This is a genomic window from Brachybacterium endophyticum (genome assembly GCF_003130585.1).
Lineage (GTDB): Bacteria > Actinomycetota > Actinomycetes > Actinomycetales > Dermabacteraceae > Brachybacterium > Brachybacterium endophyticum.
In genome coordinates, this window is sequence record NZ_QFKX01000002.1 from 284162 (window position 1) to 304179 (window position 20018).

The 20018-nt window shown below is 70.3% G+C and carries 10 protein-coding genes; 5 read left to right on the forward strand and 5 right to left on the reverse strand.

Translation table 11 applies throughout. The annotated features are described in order from the left end of the window. Positions 1-48 precede the first annotated feature (48 nt). From DEO23_RS05640 to DEO23_RS05660, 5 genes are all read left to right on the forward strand, one after another. Positions 49-3927, forward strand: a complete 3879-nt coding sequence (locus DEO23_RS05640; RefSeq protein ID WP_109275045.1) for a glycosyltransferase — start codon at positions 49-51, stop codon at positions 3925-3927. Between the two features lie 47 nt (positions 3928-3974). Next, a complete protein-coding gene (locus tag DEO23_RS05645) occupies positions 3975-5699 on the forward strand; it encodes a hypothetical protein (protein ID WP_109275046.1) in 1725 nt (574 codons plus the stop codon). After that, entirely contained in the window at positions 5699-8542 is a 2844-nt protein-coding gene (locus DEO23_RS05650) for a hypothetical protein (RefSeq protein ID WP_109275047.1), read from the forward strand. Before DEO23_RS05645 ends, DEO23_RS05650 begins: the two co-directional genes overlap by 1 nt. Continuing rightward, on the forward strand, positions 8539-9375 hold the full coding sequence (locus tag DEO23_RS05655; protein WP_109275048.1) for a polysaccharide deacetylase family protein: 837 nt from the start codon (positions 8539-8541) through the stop codon (positions 9373-9375). The genes DEO23_RS05650 and DEO23_RS05655 overlap by 4 nt, the downstream gene beginning before the upstream one ends. A gap of 113 nt (positions 9376-9488) precedes the next feature. After that, a complete protein-coding gene (locus DEO23_RS05660; protein WP_109275049.1) occupies positions 9489-11237 on the forward strand; it encodes a hypothetical protein in 1749 nt (582 codons plus the stop codon). A gap of 39 nt (positions 11238-11276) precedes the next feature. Here the strand turns inward: DEO23_RS05660 and DEO23_RS05665 are convergent, their stop codons facing one another. The 5 genes from DEO23_RS05665 to DEO23_RS05685 all read right to left on the reverse strand — a co-directional run bounded on the left by DEO23_RS05665 (position 11277) and on the right by DEO23_RS05685 (position 19940). Further along, the gene (locus tag DEO23_RS05665) at positions 11277-12848 is read right to left on the reverse strand and encodes a macrolactam cyclase family protein (RefSeq protein WP_109275050.1); all 1572 of its coding nucleotides are present in this window, start codon (positions 12846-12848) and stop codon (positions 11277-11279) included. 63 nt (positions 12849-12911) lie between these two features. Beyond that, complete coding sequence (locus tag DEO23_RS05670) at positions 12912-14987, reverse strand: glycosyltransferase (RefSeq protein WP_133249843.1); 2076 nt, start codon at positions 14985-14987, stop codon at positions 12912-12914. Further along, positions 14984-16237: a UDP-N-acetyl-D-mannosamine dehydrogenase gene (gene wecC, locus DEO23_RS05675; RefSeq protein ID WP_109275052.1), complete on the reverse strand. Its 1254-nt coding sequence runs from the start codon at positions 16235-16237 to the stop codon at positions 14984-14986. The genes DEO23_RS05670 and wecC overlap by 4 nt, the downstream gene beginning before the upstream one ends. 99 nt (positions 16238-16336) lie before the next feature. Further along, entirely contained in the window at positions 16337-18022 is a 1686-nt protein-coding gene (locus tag DEO23_RS05680) for a hypothetical protein (protein WP_109275053.1), read from the reverse strand. A gap of 7 nt (positions 18023-18029) precedes the next feature. After that, positions 18030-19940, reverse strand: coding sequence for a glycosyltransferase (locus DEO23_RS05685; protein ID WP_109275054.1), 1911 nt, complete (start codon positions 19938-19940; stop codon positions 18030-18032). Positions 19941-20018 lie beyond the last annotated feature (78 nt).

The following is a 20018-nucleotide window of genomic DNA, read 5'->3' on the forward strand; positions in this document are numbered from 1 at the left end:
GAGGAGGACGACCGTGGTCATCGACATGTGGAACGACGGAGGTGCCCGATGAGGACGAGACTGCGTGGTGCTGTGGCCCTCGGAGGTGTGTGGGCGATCCTCACCCTGGTGCTGATGACGGTGGCGGCCGGGCTCGGGTCGTGGCTGATCGCCATCATCGCGGGAGTGGTCGGGATCGCCTTCGTGATCGCTGCCGGCCTCTTCGTGGTGAAGGTCGGCGGACGCTTCGCGGCGTCGACCGATCGCCTGGCGACCCGCACGAAGAACCTGGAGTCGCGAGCATCGGATCTCGCCGGGAGCGTGGAGAACCACGACGCGAGGCTCGTCGAGCACGACACGCACCTCACCGACCACGACGCCCGCCTCACCGACGATGATGCCCGCATCACCGGCCAGGCTGAGACCCTCTCCGGTCACGGCGAGAAGATCGAGGCCGGGAAGAAGCGCACCGCATCGGTCGGGAAGGACGTCCGGACGCTCCGTGCCCGCGTGCCCGCCGGGTACCTCGATGCCGTCGAGGGCGATGTGAAGGAGCTGCGCGCCACCACCAGGACCAACGTCCGCAACTCCTTCGAGTCGGCCATCCAGCTCGGCCGCGATCCGAAGGCGCTGCTGACGAAGTCCCAGGCCGCACGGCTCTTCACCGATTACGTGAAGCGCGGCGAGCTCCTGCAGCTGCGTCCGCTCATCGAGAGCTTCGACGTGCTCGAGCTGCAGAGTCTCACCACCCTCCGGGCCCTCTACAGGTTCTACCGGCGGGCCGGGTACTGGGACCTCGCCTCCACGGTCGTCGAGATGGTGCACGAGAAGACGCGGGGCGAGAATGACGCCAATGCCGCGGCCAAGATCCATCACGAGATCGAGCTCTTCTCCCGGCCCTCGCTGGTGACGGCGGACCTGCCCGACGGCAGCGCGTACGACCCCGAGGGACCGATCCTGCACATGGTCGGGCGCGTCCTGCCGGACACGCAGACCGGATACACGCTGCGCACGCAGTACACGGCGCTCGCCCAGGCCCGACAGGGGCTTCCGGTGGCGATCGTCGGCCAGGCGGGGATCACCGAGCGGGACGTCGAGCAGATCGAGCACTACACCCATCAGGGCATCGACTATTTCCTGCTGCCCGGTCCCGCGCGCAACACGATGCTCGTGGACGAGTGGCTGCGCCTGAACATGGTCGCCCTGGCCGAGCTGGTCCAGCAGGTGCGTCCCAGTGTCCTGCACGCGCAGTCCGACTTCTTCAACGCGCTGATCGTCAGCGCCGTCGGGAAGAAGTTCGGAATCCCGACGATCTACGAGTCGCGGGGCTTCTGGGAGGAGTCGTGGCTCTCGCGCACGATCACGGCCAACAGCTGGGGCGCCGGTGCCGAGACCATGTTCAGCGTCTACGGCGAGCCCGCGGCCTACGGTCTGCGCAAGCACGCGGAGGAGGTGTCGCGGCTGCTGCCGGACCACGTCTTCACCCTCGCCGAGGTCATGCGCGACCACATCCTCGAGTCCGCCAAGGGCGGTATCGCGCCGGAGGACGTCTCGATCGTCCCCAACGCGGTCGAGTCCGAGAACTTCCCGCTCCAGGAGAAGGATGCCGAGCTGGCGGCCGAGCTCGGACTGCCCGAGGACGCGGTCGTGGTCGGCTACATCTCCTCGATCGTGGAGTACGAGGGCATCGACACCCTGATGGACGGCTACCACCTCGCGACGGCCCAGACGGACGCCCCCATGTGCCTCCTGCTGGTCGGCGACGGGGACTACCTCGAGACGCTCAAGGCCCATGCCGAGAAGCACGGGATCGAGAACGTCCACTTCACCGGCCGTGTCCCGCACGAGGACATCCTGCGCTACTACGGTCTGATCGACCTGTTCGTGGTGCCCAGGAAGAAGTCGCGGGTGGCGGACCTGGTCACGCCGCTCAAGCCCTTCGAGGCCTTCTCCACCGGCCGTTCGGTGATCCTCTCGGACGTGGGCGCGCTGCAGGAGATCGCCGATCAGTCCCGCGCGGTGGAGACCTTCCGCGCAGGGTCGCCCGACGACCTCTCGCAGAAGATCGTGGCGCTGATCGAGGATCCCGAGCGGCGTCGTGCCCTCGGGGACCGTGCTGCCCGCTGGGTCCGCAACCACCGCACCTGGGACAGGAACGTGAACGAGTACTACCGCATCTACAAGAAGCTGGGGTACGACGGCGAGGAGAAGCCGCACCTCGAGGCGGAGCTCGCTCTCGACGCCCGGGGCGTCAACTCCGGGGAGCTGCTCGAGAAGCTCGCGACCGCGGAGCTGCCCGCTCTCAAGGGATGGTTCACCATCCAGGACAACCGTCAGAGCGCTGAGTCGATCCTGCAGGAGGGGTGGAAGTTCGCGAGCTTCGAGCCCGTTCCCGTCGCGCGGATCGAGGACTGGGCGCAGTACGGCGACGAGCACCGCTCGTGGGGATTCCACCTGCACGCGTGGGAGTTCATGGACCCGCTGCTGCGTGCGTACGAGGAGAGCGGCGAGGTGACCTGGCTGAACGAGGCCGTGCGCATCGCCGCGGACTGGATCGAGATCCACCGCGTCGCGGACGATGAGGACGATCCGATGGCCTGGTACGACATGTCCCAGTCCCTCCGGACGCCGCGCCTGATCGCCCTGACGCTGTTCGCGGCACGGGTCCCGGAGCTCAGGAACGAGGCCGTCGTGCTGGCCGACGCCGTCGCCTGGCACCTCGACGAGCTCCATCAGTCCCGTGCCTACAACCCGAACAACAACCACGGCTTCTACACGGCGGTCTCCCAGATCCATGCCGCGAAGTACGCCTGGATGTTCCCCGAGGCCGATGCCACGGCGCGCGAGGGGCGCACCCGCCTCGCCCAGATGGCGGAGTCGCAGTTCGCGTCCGACGGCGTGCACCTCGAGCATTCGCCGGACTACCACCGGATGCTGCTGAACTCCTTCGAGCTCGCGGTCAACGACGCGCTGATCGAGGACGCGGACGTGAAGGCCCGCGTCGAGCGTGCCGCGCACGTGCTCGGGTGGATGATCCAGCCCGACGGGACCCTGGTGCAGCTCGGGGACTCCCCGGAGACCCGCATCGTCAAGCCCGACGCCCGGTCGATCGACCCCCAGACGCAGTTCCTGCTCTCGGACGGCGCGGAGGGAGAGCGTCCCACCGAGGAGCTCGCCGCGTACCACGAGGGCGGGTACGCCTTCGTGCGGTCCCCGCAGCCGGCGGCGCCAGGGGAGCTCTCCGAGAGCGGCTACCTCGCCTTCAGCGCGGCCTTCCACTCCAGGGCGCACAAGCATGCCGACGACCTCAACGTCGTCTGGTACGACCGCGGACAGCAGATCCTCACCGACGGCGGACGCTTCGGGTACGGCGATCTGCTGCCGCAGGAGTCGCCGCTGCGTCGGGAGGGCTTCTACTACGCCGCCCCCGAGCGCCGGTACGTCGAAGGGACGATGGCCCACAACACCCTGATGATGGACGGCGCCAACCAGGAGCGGCGCACGCGGAAGCCCTACGGCAGCGCGCTGGGTGAGTGCACGCGGACCGAGGACGGGGTGTTCGACCTCTCCGCCCGTGTCCACCACGCCGACTACATCCATCGTCGCCGGGTGGTCTACACCCCCGGCAGCGAGCTCCGCCTGAAGGACTCGGTCTTCTCCCAGGCCCCGGAGACCCGTGAGGGAACCCTCTGGCTCAACGTCTCGGGGCACTTCGAGCTGGACACCACCACGGACGAGGTCGTCTTCGTCTCCGTGGTCAACGGCGAGACCACCCGGCTCGTCATCACCGGCCCGGGCGAGCTGATCACGCCCGTGCGCGGCCAGGAGGACCCCATGAGGGGATGGCGCTCGCGCCACGACCGCTCGATGGAGCCGACCTGGTCCCTGGGCTTCACCTTCCCCATCGACACCCGAGCGTCGGTCGAGACGCGCCTCCGCCTCGCCTGAGGCGCGGCTACTTCATCCCCCCGCCAGCGACGAGAGGACACTCCGCCGTGAACATCAACTTCGTGTGCGCCGCCAGGAATCAGGCAGCTGCCGATCGCATGCCGCGTCTCTTCCAGGCCGTGGTCGAGGACGCCCGGACCATCTTCGGCGAGGCCGAGGACCACCAGTGGACCGACGGGCGGGTCGCGATCTTCAACGCGGACCGGATGTCGGGTGCCTGGCGCCCGTCGACCTGGTACGAGGACGGGGCCGAGATCATCGCGGTCTCCCAGCCCCCCATCCCCGTGGACCACGACACCTCGGCGGAGTCGTACTGGCAGGACGTCGCACCGACCGTCCGACGGGGGGAGATGGGGCGTCTGCTCCCGAACCACTTCGGGATCCATCGCTCGTCCGACGGCTCGGTCCGGGTCTGGGCCGACACCCTCGGGCTGGGACGCTGCTACTACGTCATCACCGACGACTTCGTCGCGGCCTCGAACCACATCGGCATCCTCACCCACTTCCTGGACGAGCCGGCGGAGACCAACAAGGAAGCCGTGGGCCGCTACGTGCTCGCGGGCTGGTTCATGCTCGACGACTCGCCCATCCGCGGCATCCGCCGGCTGCGGGAGTCCGCGTGCCTCGACATCGGCGCGGACGGGAGCGTCGGGTTCACCGAGCACACCGACCTGACCGAGATCGTCGGCCAGCGGAGCGACGCGCCCGACTTCGACGGGGTCGTCGATCAGACCCGCGTCATCGCCCGCAACCTCGACGCCCTCAGCGTGAAGACGCCGGCCCTGTACCTCAGCGGGGGCAGGGACTCACGGATGACGGCGTCGATCTGGCTGAGCGGCGGCGGGAACGCGCTGGTCAAGACCCTCGGGACCCTCGAGGCCGAGGCCGAGATCGCCCAGGAGCTGATGGCTGCCTTCGAGAGCGGAGAGGGTCAGGAGGTCGCCCACGACATCATGATCCCGACGCCGGGCCAGATCACCATGTCGCTCGAGGAGCGGTTCGCGAACGCCTTCGCCATGTGGGACGGCGACGCGGCACCCACCAACATCAAGTCGAACACGAGGATCCCCGGCAGCTCGGCCGGCCTCAGCATCGGCGGTGTCGGGGGCGAGATCATGCACGGCTACTACTACCTGCGGCCGGGCGACTTCGAGAAGGTGGAGCAGCTCGAGAATCCCGTCGCGCACGCTGCGCGGGCCTTCCGCGGCAACCTCGCCACGGACTTCGCGCACGGCTCGATGACGGGGATCTTCGACTTCTACTACGAGCGCGCCGTGCGTCACGGACGTCCTGACATCGCGTCCCTGGACTACCTCTACCTCACGGAGAAGTTCCGGCGCTGGGGGAACCAGGCCCTGGGGTCCATGGCCGCGATCATGCTCTCGGGCCCGGCGTACATCCGGGCATGCTTCGATCTCACGCCGCAGCAGCGTGTGGACAAGATCTTCCCGGACGAGATCGTCAAGCGCGCTCTCCCGGTCTGGTCGCAGATCCGCTACTACAAGGCCGGGGTCTCGGACTCCAAGCGGAGCATGAAGCGCAAGCTGGCCACGTACGACACGGACCCGGAGTACTTCCACGAGGTGTTCCGCTCCCCGCGCCTGTGGCCCGAGTTCCTCCAGCAGGACAAGGTCGAGGGATTCCTCGACATCATCGGGACGGACGAGGCGCTCCCCGTGCACGAGTCGTGGCTCAACCGCGCACTGTGGATCGACCGGATCGACTCGCACGTCGCCGACCTGAACCGTCGTGCCCGCGAGGTGCGCGCGTGATGAACCGGGACCAGCTGATCGAGCGGATGGCGACGGGCTTCTTCGCGCCCCGCCCGGCGGACGCCAGGCTCGCGGACGCCCTGCTGGCCGGCAGCCTGAAGCTCGGCGAGGACGTCGTCGACGTCACCGACCCCGGCGTCTTCGACCGCGCGGAGGACCTCCCGCGGGTCCAGCTCCTCGCCCTGCACTCGCTCAGATGGCTGGACGTGCTGCGCCGCGTGAGGAGCGATCGCCCCGGGGCGGAGGACGCCTGGCTGCGGATCTTCGAGGCCTGGGCCGCGTCGTCCGCCGCCGAGGATCCGGAGTCGGCCGCCTGGGGATTCATCCCGTTCGAGCAGAGGTGCGTGGCGATCGCACTGGGAGCGCCGGCCGGGTCGGCGGCGATCGAGGCCATCCCGCGCCACCTCGAGATGCTGGGTGCATCCGAGGAGAAGGCGGCGACGGCGGCGGAGCGCCTGCGGATCCTGCGGATCCACCTCGCCCTGCGCGCACGGCGGGGCGATGACGACGAGCAGCTCCGGGAGGTCGCCGTCGCGGCCGCCGAGGAGGTCTTCCGCGAGAACGGCTATGCCGTGGCGGAGGACCTCGCCGGCATCGTGGAGACCGCGGGGGAGTGGGAGACGGAGCTGCGAGCGCTCGACGTCCCCACCGACCCCCCGGTGTTCACCAGGCTCCACGCCGAGGACTTCTGGCTCGCCGCCATGGGACCCGACGGCGCGCTCGTCCCGATGGGCGGAGCGCTCCCGGACCCGGTCCCCGGGGCGGAGAGCTCGCAGATGCGCTACGTCGTCACCGGCGGCGAGGAGGGCTCGCCGCCGGAGTCGATCCGCCACGTCGACCCCGAGGGTCTGGTCTCGCTGCGCAGCGGCTGGGGCGAGACCGAGCGCGACGCCCGCGAGGAGACCCACGTCAGCATGCTGCTCGGGCCGGTGCGCGGCCGCGAGGCGCATCACGATCCGGCGCGGATCACCTACCACTCCCAGGGCCGTGACTGGCTCATCGATCCGGTGGCCCCCGAGGCCGCCGGCGACGACGCGCATTCGATCGTGCACGTCGAGGACATCCGGTACCGGATCCTCGGCGGCGCCGACCTGGTGCGCCACTACGCCGACGACCGTCTGGACGGGTTCGTGGTGAAGACCTCGCTGCACCTGGCGGTGCAGTGGCAGAGGCACATGGTCTACGCGAGGACGGGGAACTACGTCGTCGTCGACGACCTGATCCGCCACCGGGATCCGCTCCAGGCCCAGCAGCAGTGGATCGTCGCCCCCGACGTCGAGGTGGAGGTCGTCCCGGACGGGTTCCGACTCCACGCCGACGGGAAGACCGTCTCCCTCGTCACCTCGACGGGCTCCTCGAAGGCGAAGACCGTCGACGAGCTGCTCGACGGGTCCGGCACCCGCTTCGCCTGGCGGCTGCGAGTGCCGATGGAGGGCGCGAGCGCCCGCGCCATCGCGATCATCTCCGACGTCGTGGACCCCGAGAAGTTCAGTGTCCGGAGGGTCCCGTACTCGGGCAAGGAGTTCACGGTCGACCTCGCGGACAAGCAGCTCGACGAGACCCTCGTGGTCACGCCGGAGCTCTCGACGATCGTGCCCTCCGGTCTCGACCCCGAGGAGGCGATCACGCGCACGATCGCCTATGCCGCGGCCGGATCCCTGACCGAGGAGGAGGCCCTCGAGCAGCGCCTGGCCGTGCGGCGGGCCATCCACGACGCGAAGGACGCGGTCCGCGAGGCCGGGGAGAGCGTCGCGTCCCGCGAACAGGCTCTGCGCACGCTCCTCCAGGCCGCCGAGGACCTGCGGGTGACAGGGCTGCGGGACCACGGCCTCGCCGCCGCGCTCATCGACATCGCCGGCACGGATCTCGCGGCGATGATCGAGGGCAACCGCCTGGTCGGCAACGTCCGCAGGAGCCCGTTGGTGGACTGGGCGGGACAGGATCTCGTGCAGCCGTCCTACTCCGTCCCCGTGCGCACCACCCTGGATCCGGGTGCGCTCCCCGAGGGCGTCACCGAGCCCTCGGTCTGGAGTGTCGACCTCGGCCAGCTCGTGCCGTCGACGTACCTGCTCGACGGCCCCGGGGACGTGCTCACGGTCTACTTCCACGGGTCCACGGACAGGTCGCGTCTGTCCATGCCCCGCTACGAGCGTCTGCGGTCGCTCTCCCAGCTCGGCCTGGGGCCCGTGATGTTCTTCTCCGACCCGAGCCTCGACCTCGACTCCCGCATGATGCTCTCCTGGTACGTCGGGAACGAGGACGTGGACCTCCACCAGGCGATCGCCCGCATGATCGAGGCCTACGCCCGTCACCGGGGGCTGGAGAAGGTCCTGCTGGTGGGGAACTCCGGGGGCGGGTTCACCGCTCTGCAGCTGGGCGCGTACCTCGAGGGGACCCGCGTGGTGTCCTTCAACCCGCAGATCCAGATCGACCGGTACGTGCCCCGCATCGCGGACACCGCGCACTGGGCCCTGTTCGGGCGCACGACGGTGTCCGACGATCCGGTGAACGCCCCGCGCATGGACCTCATCGAGCGCTATCGACGCCTCGGCTTCGACCAGGACGTGGTCCTGATCCAGAACCCGGGCGACGACATGCACTACCAGGACCACTTCCTGCCCTTCCAGGAGGCCTTCGAGGGCTCGACGAACGCCTCGAGGCTCACCTCCCACACGCCCTACCTGGGGCCGGGGCACCGGGTGCCGCCGCCGCAGGAGTACCTGGAGTACGTGCGGGACGCGGCCGCACAGGAGCAGCAGGGCGAATGGCGCCTGCGGGGCCTGCGCGAGGGCGTGGCTGCGACCGATCCGGGGCCCGGGCCCTCGGGACGTCCGCAGGGATGACGGAGGACGCCTCCATCCCCGCTGTCGGCGAGGCGTGGATCCAGCACGAGATCCGCCGGACGATGTTCGAGCATGCCTTCGGCGGGCCCGTGGACACCGGGGGAGTCGCTGCCGTCGCGCTGCGGTGCGACCACGGGCTCGCGAACTTCGCGCGACACGTCCTGCCGCTGACGAGCGCGCGCGGGCTCACCGTCGCGCAGGCGCACAACCCTCGGAACTGGGACCTCCCCGAGAACCGGGGAGTCTCGCCGGCCGAGGTGGACGGGTGGGCCCGCGCCGGTCACGTGGAGATCTGGAACCATTCCGCGTCGCACCGCGGCGTCACCACCCCGGCGGAGATCCACGACGAGATCGTCACCTCGCTCGCCGAGATCGAGGAGCAGATCCCTGCGGCCGCCGGCCGGGTGTGGGGTTTCAACCCTCCGGGGGTGCCGGGGGAGCAGTACGGGGGCTTCGAGAAGGGTGCCGACCCCTCGGAATGGACCTCGCCGGCGGGGCGGACGATGCTCGCCCATCACGCGGTCGTCTCGGGACACGTCGCCGGCACCACGCAGCGCGTCCTGGACGGCCGGGTGCGGGACGGCCTCGCCCACGTCACGATCGACGCGCGCCCGCTCGAGGAGGTCCTGCACCGGATCGACGTCGCGGTGCGGAAGCGGCGCGGCGTGCAGCTGATGCTGCATCCCTCTCGTCTGGGAAGAGATGGCAGGATCTCTGTGAAGGATCTCGAAGCGATCCTCGACCACATCGTGGGCCTCCGGGAGGCGGGGACCATCGCGGCGCTGTCGCCGTACGAGCTCGTCCTCGCCGATGCCCGCGGAGGGCGCCCGTAGTCGGAGGGCGACCCCGACGACCGGGAGACGGCCGGCGCCGACGTCGGCGCCTGTCCTCGCACGGGCGCGGCGCCCTCCATCGGTTTGTGTGAAAGAACGGAAGAAGGCTGACTGTGAATGTGAACTTCGGTGTCGCGGCGCTCAGTGAGAAGGGGAAGGCGCTGTTCTCGTCGTTGTGGTCGGCAGCGGTGGAGCTCGGCTCCTCCGCGTACGGCCTCGAGAAGGCGGTGAGCGTGAAGACCGACTCCCGGGGTCTGCTCAACGCCAGGGCGACGGAGGGGACGTGGTCGGTCCCCGGCTGGCTCGAGGACGAGCGCGGCGTGCTCTCGCTGTCCCAGCCGCCGGTGTCGGTGACGCAGTCGGTCACGCTCGGGAACTGGGAGGCATGGGCCCGCGAGACGCTGCGCTCCGACCAGGGACGGGCGACGGTGCAGCCGGGCTACTTCGGGCTGCAGCTGGGCACGGACGGCTCCTTCGAGGCATGGAACGACACCTTCGGCTTCGGCCGCAGCTACGTCGTGCGCAACGAGCACTTCGTCGCCGTCGGCAACCACATCGGGATGGTCTCGCTGTTCTCCGATCGGCCCCTGGAGGTCGACATGTACGGATGCGACGTCCTCTCGCAGTTCGGCTTCTGGCCGGAGGACGTCTCTCCTGTCCGCAGCGTGAAGCGGCTCGGGCCGGCGGATGTCATCACCGTGGGCCCCGACGACCAGGTCCACGTGCATCGCTACGCGAGCGACGAGGAGTTCTACGGGTACCGCGAGGCGGAGCCGGACGTGGACGCCGTGGCCGCGTCCCTGGCGGTCCTGACCGGCAACGCCGGTGAGATCGCGCAGCAGAGCCCGGTGGTCCATCTCTCCGGGGGCCAGGACTCCCGCGTCACCGCCGCAGCGTGGGTCGCCGGCGGTAAGCCCGCGACCATCCAGACCCTGGGGACCCTGCAGGGCGAGGTCGACATCGCCGAGCAGCTGGTCGCGGCGCTGGAGCCGGAGCGATCCCTCGAGGACCGCGGGATCACGCACAACATCACGGTGCCCAACCGGGCGAGCCTGTCCACGTTCTCCATCGAGGACCGGCTGCAGCAGGCGATGCTGATGTGGGACGGCGACTTCGCACCGGGCAACCTGAAGGCCGCGATCCGGCGGCCCCCGGCCCGGAACCGCCTCACCATCGGTGGTGCCAACGGCGAGGTGATGCACGGGATCTACTACTCGACCGAGTCGATCCTGAAGATCGCCAGGGGGCTGGACCACCCGGTGCGCAGGGTCGGGGCGGCCTTCCCCGGTCGCGCGAACACCGAGAGGTCCCGCCCCGCGGCGATGGAGTTCCTCGAGCACCAGATCGACTTCACGCGCCGGCTGGGACAGCACGACGCCACCGCGCTGAACGTGTTCCAGATGCACTCGAAGTTCCGGCGCTGGATCAACGCCCAGCTCAGCGCTGGGTCCTTCATCCTCCTGCTCAACCCGGTGTTCGTCCGCGCCGGCATGGACCTCACGCCCGAGCAGCGCCTCGGCAAGGTCATGCAGAAGGCGCTCTCCCGCGCCCTCGTCCCGCAGTGGGAGGACGTCCCCTACTACAAGGCGAACTTCGAGGAGTCCACGACGGCCAGCCGCACCCGTGGCATCCGCACCTGGGACACGTCGCCCGGCTCGCTGGAACGTCTTCTGGAGGAGCGCACGGCGTGGCAGGAGTGGTTCCCCTACGACGTCATCGCGGACATCCTCGAGAAGGTGCGAGCGGGGGAGGCCAACGGGGCGCACGAGTCCACGCTGAACAAGGCCTACGTGCTCGACGCGATCCCGGACCACGTCGGCGCTCTCGAGCAGAGGCGCCACAGCGCGTTGAGCCGGGTCTGAGCCACCTCTGACAGGGCTCGCCGATCGGCGCGAGCCCGCTCAGAGGTCCAGCGGGGCCCCGGCGGCCAGAGCTGCCGTGAGGACGTAGGAGGCGTCCTGGTGGCCGGGGTCGTTCGCTCGCGGGCGTGAGCTCTGGCGGCGCACGTCGCGGAGGAACCGGCCGGTTCGTGCGACGACGCCGTGGTCCCCGATGGCCTCCTGCACCTCGGGGCGTTCCAGGGCTTCCGCCGCCCTGTCGTAGAACAGGGAGAAGGCGCGCCGTTGGTGCCCCCGGTCGGCCGTCCCTTCGTGCAGGTCCGCGAAGACCCCTCCCGGGTCCGCCGCGGGGAGACGGGCCGCACGGCGGGCGGAGGCGGAGGGAGACGGATCCTCAGGCGCCTTGGCGGGATCGTCGTACGGGGCGTTCTTCAGCCCGGGGGCGAGGGCGTCCATCATGTCGAAGTACGTCCGCCGGTCGTCCGCGCCCGGGCGGTCGGCGATCGCATCGATGAGGATCGAGTTCAGGGGCGAGAAGGTCGTGCGGGTCTGCGGGGCGTGCCCGAAGTGGAACCGGTTGCGGAACTCCCGGTAGTGCAGCTTCTGCGGGTCGATCTCGGGGCGCATCGCGCTGAGGGCCTCCGCATCCTCCAGCACCGTGGACGCATACCGTTCGAAGGTCGCGGCATCGGTGAAGTGCTTCCGCGTCCCCAGCAGCCGGTCCCGGAGCGAGGTGGAGCTGAAGATGTCCCGGAAGGTGCCGCCGCCCCCGCCGTGGCAGCGGATGCTCAGGGGATCGAACGCGTGCGGGGTCAGGTACACCGGCAGGTAGACCCCCAGGCTGTGATGGGCCCAGGCAGACAGTGCGTGCTCGGGGCTCGTCGCGGTGCGCATCGGCATCGGCGGCCCGTTCAGCGTCACGTCGAAGCGGCGTGCGATCTCGCCGGCCGCCCGGAAGTCGGTGGCCATGCGCTCCTGGGAGGCGATCTGGACGCGCGCGGGATCCCGGAGGAGCCCGGCGGCGTGCGCGAAGGCGAACACCACCCGGGAGTCCAGTCCGCCGCTGAGGTCCGTGATGAAGGTGGTGCGCGGGTCCGTCATCACGGTGGCCAGGCGTGCGCGCCAGATCCGCAGGTGCTCGCCGAGCGCATCCTCGTAGTCGTCCGGGGCGGAGGCCCGTGGGAGCGGCTGCACCACGGGTGCGCCGTCCTGGATCCGGATCGTGCAGAAGGACGGCATCAGGGAGACGTGGCGGAAGATGGTCCGCGAGGAGTTGAGCTGCGCGGTGAGCGCCTGGCGCACCCCCAGCCCGCGCAGGACGGCGAGATCCGGGGTGAGGTCGACACCGTGCGCGCGCAGGTGCCGGGCGAGGTCGTGGAGGGACGTCCCCAGTGCCCAGGCGGCACCCTCGCGGTAGAGGAACAGCTTGCGCAGCCCACGAGCATCCGTGCCGGCTTCCCAGGTCGTCCCCGTGCGCCGCAGCAGCGCGTAGCAGCCGTCGGCCCCGGGGCCGACGTCCCCGCCGCTCGCGCGGAACCGGGAGAACCCCTCGGATCCGGCGACGAAGTCGGTGCCCACGAAGGCGTAGCCCTCGAAGGACTCCTCCCGCGGCGGCGAGAAGCTCGAGATCGTCATGGACCCTCCCTCCTCATCGAGCGGCGGCGACGGGCGTCGTGAGTGCGGCGGACGACGACGACCTCACCGGGTGAGTTCGTCGTAGACCTCCGCGATCTGCTGCGCCAGGATCGTCCAGTCGCGGTTCGCGACGACCCAGTCCCGTGCCTGCTCACCGATGCGGCGCGAGAGATCCTGGTTGTCGAGCAGGTGGCTGAGCTGCTCGATGAGCGACTCGGCGCTGCCCTTCTCGTGGAGGTACCCGTTCAGCCCGGGCGTCACGATCTCCTCGAGAGCCGCGACGTTCGAGGCGACGACGGCCTTGCCCATGGCCATCGCCTCGAACGGCTTGAGGGGCGAGACCATCTCGCACACCGGCAGCGGGAGGCGCGGGAACGGCGTGATGTCGATCAGCGAGTAGTAGCGCTCGACGTCCTCGTGCGGCACCCGGCCGGTGAACGTCACGACGTGGTCGAGCTCCTGCTCCTCGACGATGTTCTGGAAGCGCTCGAGCTCTGCGCCGTCGCCGACGATCAGGACGTGGAAGTCCTCGCGGCTGCGGTTCAGCTGCTGCGCCGCCTCGAGGAGCAGCTCGATGCCCTCGTAGTCGAGGATGGAACCGACGTATCCGATCACCGCCTTCCCCGAGACCCCCAGCTTCGCCGCGAGCTCGGTGTCGCGGGCCATCGGCGTGAACCGGGTGGTGTCCACGCCGTTGGGCACGACGCGGATCTTGTCGCCGTCGACGCCGCGGTCGATCATCTCCCCGCGCAGCGCCTCGGTGATGGCGAAGACCGAGGTGGCAGCCTTCGCGGCGTCGGACTCCATCCGCGCGATGAAGCGGAACATGTTGCTCTGCGCCCACTCGGGATTGCGCGACCCCCGGGTCACCTCCCACAGCCCGCGCACCTCGTAGATCGAGGGCAGACCGAGCTTGCGGGCGGTCTTCACGGCGGTCAGCCCGTTCCAGTGGTTGGAGGCGGCGTGGATGACCGAGGGACGGTGCTGCTTGGCCAGCTCGAGGAGGGCGGCCGAGTAGCGCTCCGTGTAGGAGAAGAGAGGGTTCTTCTTCTCGATCTCCCGTCCCGTGAGCAGCCGCCGGTACGTGACGTCGCCGACGACGTCGCGCATCGGCACGTCCGGCAGCTCCGCCATCCCCGGCATGTCGTAGGGGTACCCGAGCCGTGTCACGCCGTCCACGTCCCAGCCCACGCGGTTCAGCTCGGACAGGAGTCCGTGGGTGCGCGTCGCGTAGCCCGCCGAGTTGTGCGGGAGCGAGTTGTGCAGGAGGTAGAAGATCCTGCTGCGCTCGGGCTCGTAGACGGGGGAGGGACGCATGTCGGGGAAGGGGAACCCGCTGCGGCCCATCTGGTAGTTGCTGACCGCGCTCTGCTCGTAGTCGGCCAGGAGGGATTTGGCCCACCCGTCCTCGGGACGGAGCCTCCGGTACGCGGTGAGGTACTCGATCGCCTGCTTGTCCCGGCCGGCGCCGCGCGCACGACGGATCGCCCGCCGCAGCGCGTTCATGGGGACGGCCCGAGGGTCGGCATCCTTCAGGAGCTCGGACGCCGAGGACCTGTCACCCCTGCCGAGGACGACGGTGAGGTGCGCGCGCAGGGCGTCGTTCGCCCCGAGCCCCTCGCCGGCCGCGGCCAGCGAGGCGTCGTCCGCAGCGCCCTGGGCGTAGAGCTCGTTCATGCGGACGATCGCGCGGCTCACCGGGTCCTGGGCGGCCCCGATCACGGTGAGGACGGAATCGAGGCTGTGCGGGATCGCGTAGTCGAGGGCTGCCCGGTGCTGGTCCGGGGCCGCCTCGATGTCGGCCGCGAGGCGACGCAGCGCCCACTCCCTGCGGTCCGAGGGCAGGTCGAGCTCCCGGAGCAGCTCGAAGTAGAGCTCGATCGCATCGACCTGGGCGCCGTTCCTCGCCAGGGAGAGGGCGAGGACCTCCTCGGCCGAGCTGCCGCGTGCGTGCCCGATCAGGAACCGGGCGTACTCCAGGAGCACCGGCTGGTCGAAGACCGAGCCCGCTGCCGCCTCGCGATACGCGAGCAGCGCCTGCTCGGTGCTCGAGGGGGTCCCGGCGAGCTCTCGTGCCAGCGCCAGGGCGGGGGACACGCCCGCGGAGGGCGCGCCCCCGTCCCTGTCGGCAGGACTCACCGCCACAGCCCCTTGGTGTCGATGACGACCTTCTCCTGGAGCTTCTCGCGGTCGAAGGTGTGGAAGGGGTCGTGATCGACGAGCAGGAGCACGATGTCCGCACGCTCCACGGCATCCTCCAGCTCGGCCAGCTGCACGTTCTCGCGCGCCTCGAGCTCGGAGGGCAGCTCGTCGATGTTCGGCTCCGCGACCAGCACGGTGCCGTGGTCCATCTGCTCGGCGAGATCGCCGACGATGTTGCGGCTGGGCGACTCCCGCAGGTCGTCGATGTTCGCCTTGAAGGCGATGCCGAGCGCGGCGACGACGGGATCCTTGATGCGGTTCGCCTTGTCCATCACCTTGTCGACCACCAGGCGCGGCTTGGAGTCGTTGACGTTCCGGGCGGTCGCGATGAGCTTCGCGGTCTCCCGCTCGGCCGAGACGATGAACCAGGGGTCCACGGCGATGCAGTGACCGCCGACGCCCGGGCCGGGCTGGAGGATGTTCACGCGCGGGTGGTGGTTGGCCAGCTCGATGAGCTCCCAGACGTCGATGCCCTGGCGGTCGGAGATGATCGACAGCTCGTTGGCGAAGGCGATGTTGACGTCGCGGAAGGCGTTCTCGGTGAGCTTGGCCATCTCCGCGGTGCGCGCCGTGGTCAGCAGCAGCTCTCCGTCGCAGAAGCTCGCGTACAGGTCGCGGTTCATCTCGGAGGCCTCGGGGGTGAGCCCGCCGATGATGCGGTCGTTCTCGACCATCTCGATCATGATGCGGCCGGGCAGCACGCGCTCCGGGGCGTGGGAGAAGTACAGGGAGTTCGGGAGGTTCGGCTCGTTGGTGAACTCCGGGCGCATCTCGAGGATCACGTCGGCCATGAACTCGGTGGCCCCGGGAGGCGAGGTCGACTCGAGGACGACCAGCTCGCCGCCGTGCAGCTGAGGAGCGATGCCGCGCGCAGCCGCCTCGATGTAGGAGAGGTCGGCGTCGTGGTCGCCCTTGAAGGGCGTGGGCACCGAGACGATGTAGGCGTCGGCCTCCGGGGTGTCGGTCTGGGCGGAGAGCCTGCCCTGCGCGACGGTCCCGGCGACGACGGTCTCCAGGCCCTCTTCGACGAACGGGACCTGGCCCGCGTTGATGGCGTCGACGTTGGTCTGCTTCACATCGACACCGATCACGCGCTTGCCGGCCTGGGCGAGGACGGCGGCGGTGGGAAGGCCGATATAGCCGAGGCCGATCACGCAGACCGTGTCGAGGGGGGTGTTCGTGGTCATCGGGGAGCTCCTGAGGGGGGTAAGGAGGGCAAGCGGATGAATGGTGCACCGGCACCGGGCGGGGCCAGCGAATGCGCAACCACTCTCACACGACGCCCCCTAATCGGTCGACGCCTGGGGCCCAGGCGCGAGACGGATCACCGTCGTGCTGCCGGGCTCGCTCTCCAGCGTGATCGGATCCCCGCGCGAGAGGGTCCGACTCCTCAGGTCCTCGTCGACCGGGGCCATCGCCCCGAGCGTGCTGCTGTGTCCCTCGAGGGAGCCGCCGGTCAGCTGCGATCCCTGCTCGGGATGCCACTGGTCCGGAGCGTCCTTGCCGACCCCGGAGGGTGCGCTGATGCGCACCGGGGCCGGCCCCTCGTCGGAGGAGGGGTCCCGCATGTCCACGAGGACGATCGACAGGGTCCCGTCCTCGCTCATCACGCCGTGAGCCATGACACGTCCGCTGCCGGAGACGGTCGGGGTCAGCACGCGGCCCTCGGCGATCTGGCCCAGTTGCAGCAGCGCGAGGAAGCTGGTGCGTCCCTGCAGGATCTGGGCGGGATCGTCCTTCGTGCCCCGGGCGCATAGCGGGCTCATCGGGGCCCCGCCCCGGCACGCCCCCAGGGTCGAGTGGAAGGCCATCAGCTCCGCGCCGCTCTCCGCGGCGGTCAGCGCGTAGTCACCGGTCCACAGGGCCTGTGCGTGCGTGCGAGAGGTCTGGTTCGTCCCCGGGCAGGAGGTCGGGCCGGTCTCCCCCATCCACAGCGGCAGATCCGCCGCGTCCGCGGCCTCCTTTCCCATCCCGACGAGCTTGCGGGCCTGGGCGCGCAGCTTCGGGGAGGTGAGGTCATCGACCGTGGGGTTCGCGATCGAGCTCGCGGGCCCCTGGCAGTCCCACAGGGGGTACCAGTGCATCGTCATCGCGGTCTTGTCCCGGACGCCGGAGTCCGCGAAGGCGCGCCACCACGGGGCGTCGTACGCGCCCGGGCCGACGATCGGCGTCCCGGGGGCTTCCTCCCGGATCGCGCTCGCGTAGTCCTCGAGCTGGGACGTGTAGGCCGCCGGACCCCAGGAGCTGCCTCGCGCCTCGAGGTGCTTCTGCTGGGGGTCGTGGAAGCCGTTGGGCTCGTTGCCGATGCTGACGCCCTGCAGGAGGTCGCCGAAGGCGTCCTTCGCGTGGGCGACCATGTCGGCCGCCCGCTGCGGGTCCTCGTGCCCCAGATCGACGGTGAGGATGACGGTCGCCTCGGCCTTCCTCGCGGCTCGGGCGACCCGTTCGAGGTCGGCCGGGGTCACGGTGGCCTCGGCCCAGTCGGGCGCCGGTTCGTCGCTCGAGGTCCACCACATGCGCCGGTCCACGGAGTTCCCGCCGAACCGCAGCACCGGATGGTCCATGGCGCCGAGCATCTCGTCGATGTTCGAGTCCTGCGAGCCCCACACGGGGGAGGCGAGGTCCGTGGCCTCGAAGCTCAGCCCCAGGTTCTCACCCCAGGTCGTCGCGTCCTTCGACGCCCGCAGACGCACCGAGACCGGGTCCTGCGCGGCCTTCTCGCCCTCGGCCGGATCCGGCAGGGAGAACGGTCCCGGATCGGGGTCGTACCCCTCGGCCAGGAGCTGATCGGCGGGGTCCTGGGTGGGGGAGGCCGTGGGGGAGGCGGTGGGGCGCGGGGAGTCCGGATCGCCGGTGAGTCGGGGAACCAGCACCGCGGCGAGTACCAGGGCGATGACGACCAGCACGATCACGGGCCACCAGCGGCGGGCACCGCCGCGGCTGCCGCCGGGGGAGGGGGAGGTGGCCGGCATCGGGGCCTCAGATCATCACGTGGTGGTCGTTGCGGCCGAACCAGGCGACGTCCCCGGTGGCCAGCAGCTCACGATCGCCGGGGGACCAGGCATGACCGTGCGAGTCGTCCCCGCGCATCTGGGTGAAGCCGAAGCGGTCCGCGGAGTAGATGACGCCCCCGCCCTGGGCGACGGACTCGAGGAAGGCGGTGTCCTCCCCGCGGGAGACCTCGGCGAAGGGATGGGCCTCGAACACCTCGCGAGCCGCGGTGATCGTGGGGCCCATGACCCGGTCGGTGTAGCGGTGCTCCTGCCACGGGAAGCGCAGCAGGGTCGTGTCGGTGCCGCTGAGGTACATGTAGTGCGCCTGCTTGCCGACCACGTCGGCGCCCGCGAACTCCCGGGCCCGCAGCAGATCGTGCAGGTAGCGCGGTCCGTAGAGGTCGTCGTCGTCCATCTTGGCGAGCACGGCGCCGTCGGCCGCGTCGACCGCCGCGTTCAGGCACCAGCCGAGGGGGCGATCGGCGGCCGCCTCCTGGATGACCAGGTGCTCGATGCCAGCCTCGTGAGCGCGCGCGATCGTGCGCGCATCGAGCGTGAACCCGTGGGTGACCAGCACCAGCTGCGGGGCGACGGTCTGGGCTGCGACCTGCGCGAAGAGGTGGTCGATCTGGCCGGGCCGGTTCGTCGCGGCGAGCACGCTCACCGGCGGCAGCCCTTCCTCTCCCGGCCGCCCGGCGGTGCCGGCCCTCCTGCCCAGGCCCACCGACTCCAGGACCGTCCGCGCCCGATGCGTGTAGGTGTGCTCGTCCCAGATGCGTCGCTGGGCCAGGTGGACCGTGCGGTCGCGCAGCTCGGGGGAGCGCACCAGGGCGCGGGTGAGGTGCGCGGCGTCCTCGCGCGTGCTCGCCGCCGGGACCTCGTCCGGGGGGAAGAAGTGCCCGAGCGCGGGGGAGGGGGCCGTCACCACCGGCGTGCCGGAGGCCGAGATCTCGAAGATGCGCCGTGCGCACATCGAGGGGCTGGTCACCACCGAGTTCACGTTGAGGAACACCTTGTAGGCCTTGTAGGCGGTGAGCATCTGCGAGTAGGGCAGCGAGCCGACCACCCGCTCGGCGAGCTCGCCGGGGAACTGGTAGCGCGGATCATCGCCCAGGAAGCGGGAGAAGATCTCCAGGCCGTGGTCCATCCGGGAGGAGACGTCGAGCGCGCCGCCCAGCAGCATGTCCATCTGCTCCCGGCGCTCGGGGAACTTGTGGGCGAAGTACATGCCGGCGAAGGCGACGTCCCGCGCCTGATGGCCGTGCTGCGGCCGCACCGGATTGTGCACGGCGCTCTGCGCGGCGAACGGCAGCACCGCCACGCGATCGTGCCCCAGCTCCTCGCGGTAGCGCGGCAGCAGGGTCACGTCGGTCGTGAAGACCTGGTCGAACAGGCGCGCCGTGGCCAGGAAGTCCTCGAAGTGGGGCGGGTCCTCCTTGTTCCAGAAGACCGTCGGGATGCCCTGGGTGCGGCAGTGCTCCACCAGCTCCCGCAGCGGCGTGCTCGGCGCCTTCGACCCGGTCAGCTGGTACTGCCAGGCGTCGGAGTTGCCGTGCCAGGCCGATTCGACCAGCAGCAGGTCCACGCTCTGCTCGGCGAGCTGGGTGCGCCACTCCTGCGGGGTGACGGCGATCGTCTCCATCTCGTAGGACCACGCGAGCATGGAGAAGTCGTCGAGGATCACGGCAGCGCGCAGCCCGGGCAGGTGGGGGGCGCGATCGGGGAGCTCGGCGGCGGGGAAGCGGATCCGGCCGTCCTCCTGGCTGCCGGCGGCGCTCGTCGTGCGCACGCCCAGCTTCTGGCGCCGCCTCCACGTGCGCACCTGCGAGATGCCTCCGTGGCGGAAGTGCCAGAAGGCAGTGCGCGCGGTGCGCAGCGGCGAACGGGACTCGGTCACAGTGGTCTCCTGCACAGGCGACGGCGGGGGGAAGGGGCATATCGGCGGGGCCGAGTACCCTGACGCTCACCACCGTAT

Bases quoted from the DNA above. Each gene is read 5' to 3' on its own strand.
- DEO23_RS05650 (WP_109275047.1), top strand. From the start codon at position 5,699: ATGAACCGGGACCAGCTGATCGAGCGGATGGCGACGGGCTTCTTCGCG.
- DEO23_RS05640 (WP_109275045.1), top strand. From the start codon at position 49: ATGAGGACGAGACTGCGTGGTGCTGTGGCCCTCGGAGGTGTGTGGGCG.
- DEO23_RS05680 (WP_109275053.1), bottom strand. From the start codon at position 18,022: ATGCCGGCCACCTCCCCCTCCCCCGGCGGCAGCCGCGGCGGTGCCCGC.
- wecC (WP_109275052.1), bottom strand. From the start codon at position 16,237: ATGACCACGAACACCCCCCTCGACACGGTCTGCGTGATCGGCCTCGGC.
- DEO23_RS05655 (WP_109275048.1), top strand. From the start codon at position 8,539: ATGACGGAGGACGCCTCCATCCCCGCTGTCGGCGAGGCGTGGATCCAG.
- DEO23_RS05665 (WP_109275050.1), bottom strand. From the start codon at position 12,848: ATGACGATCTCGAGCTTCTCGCCGCCGCGGGAGGAGTCCTTCGAGGGC.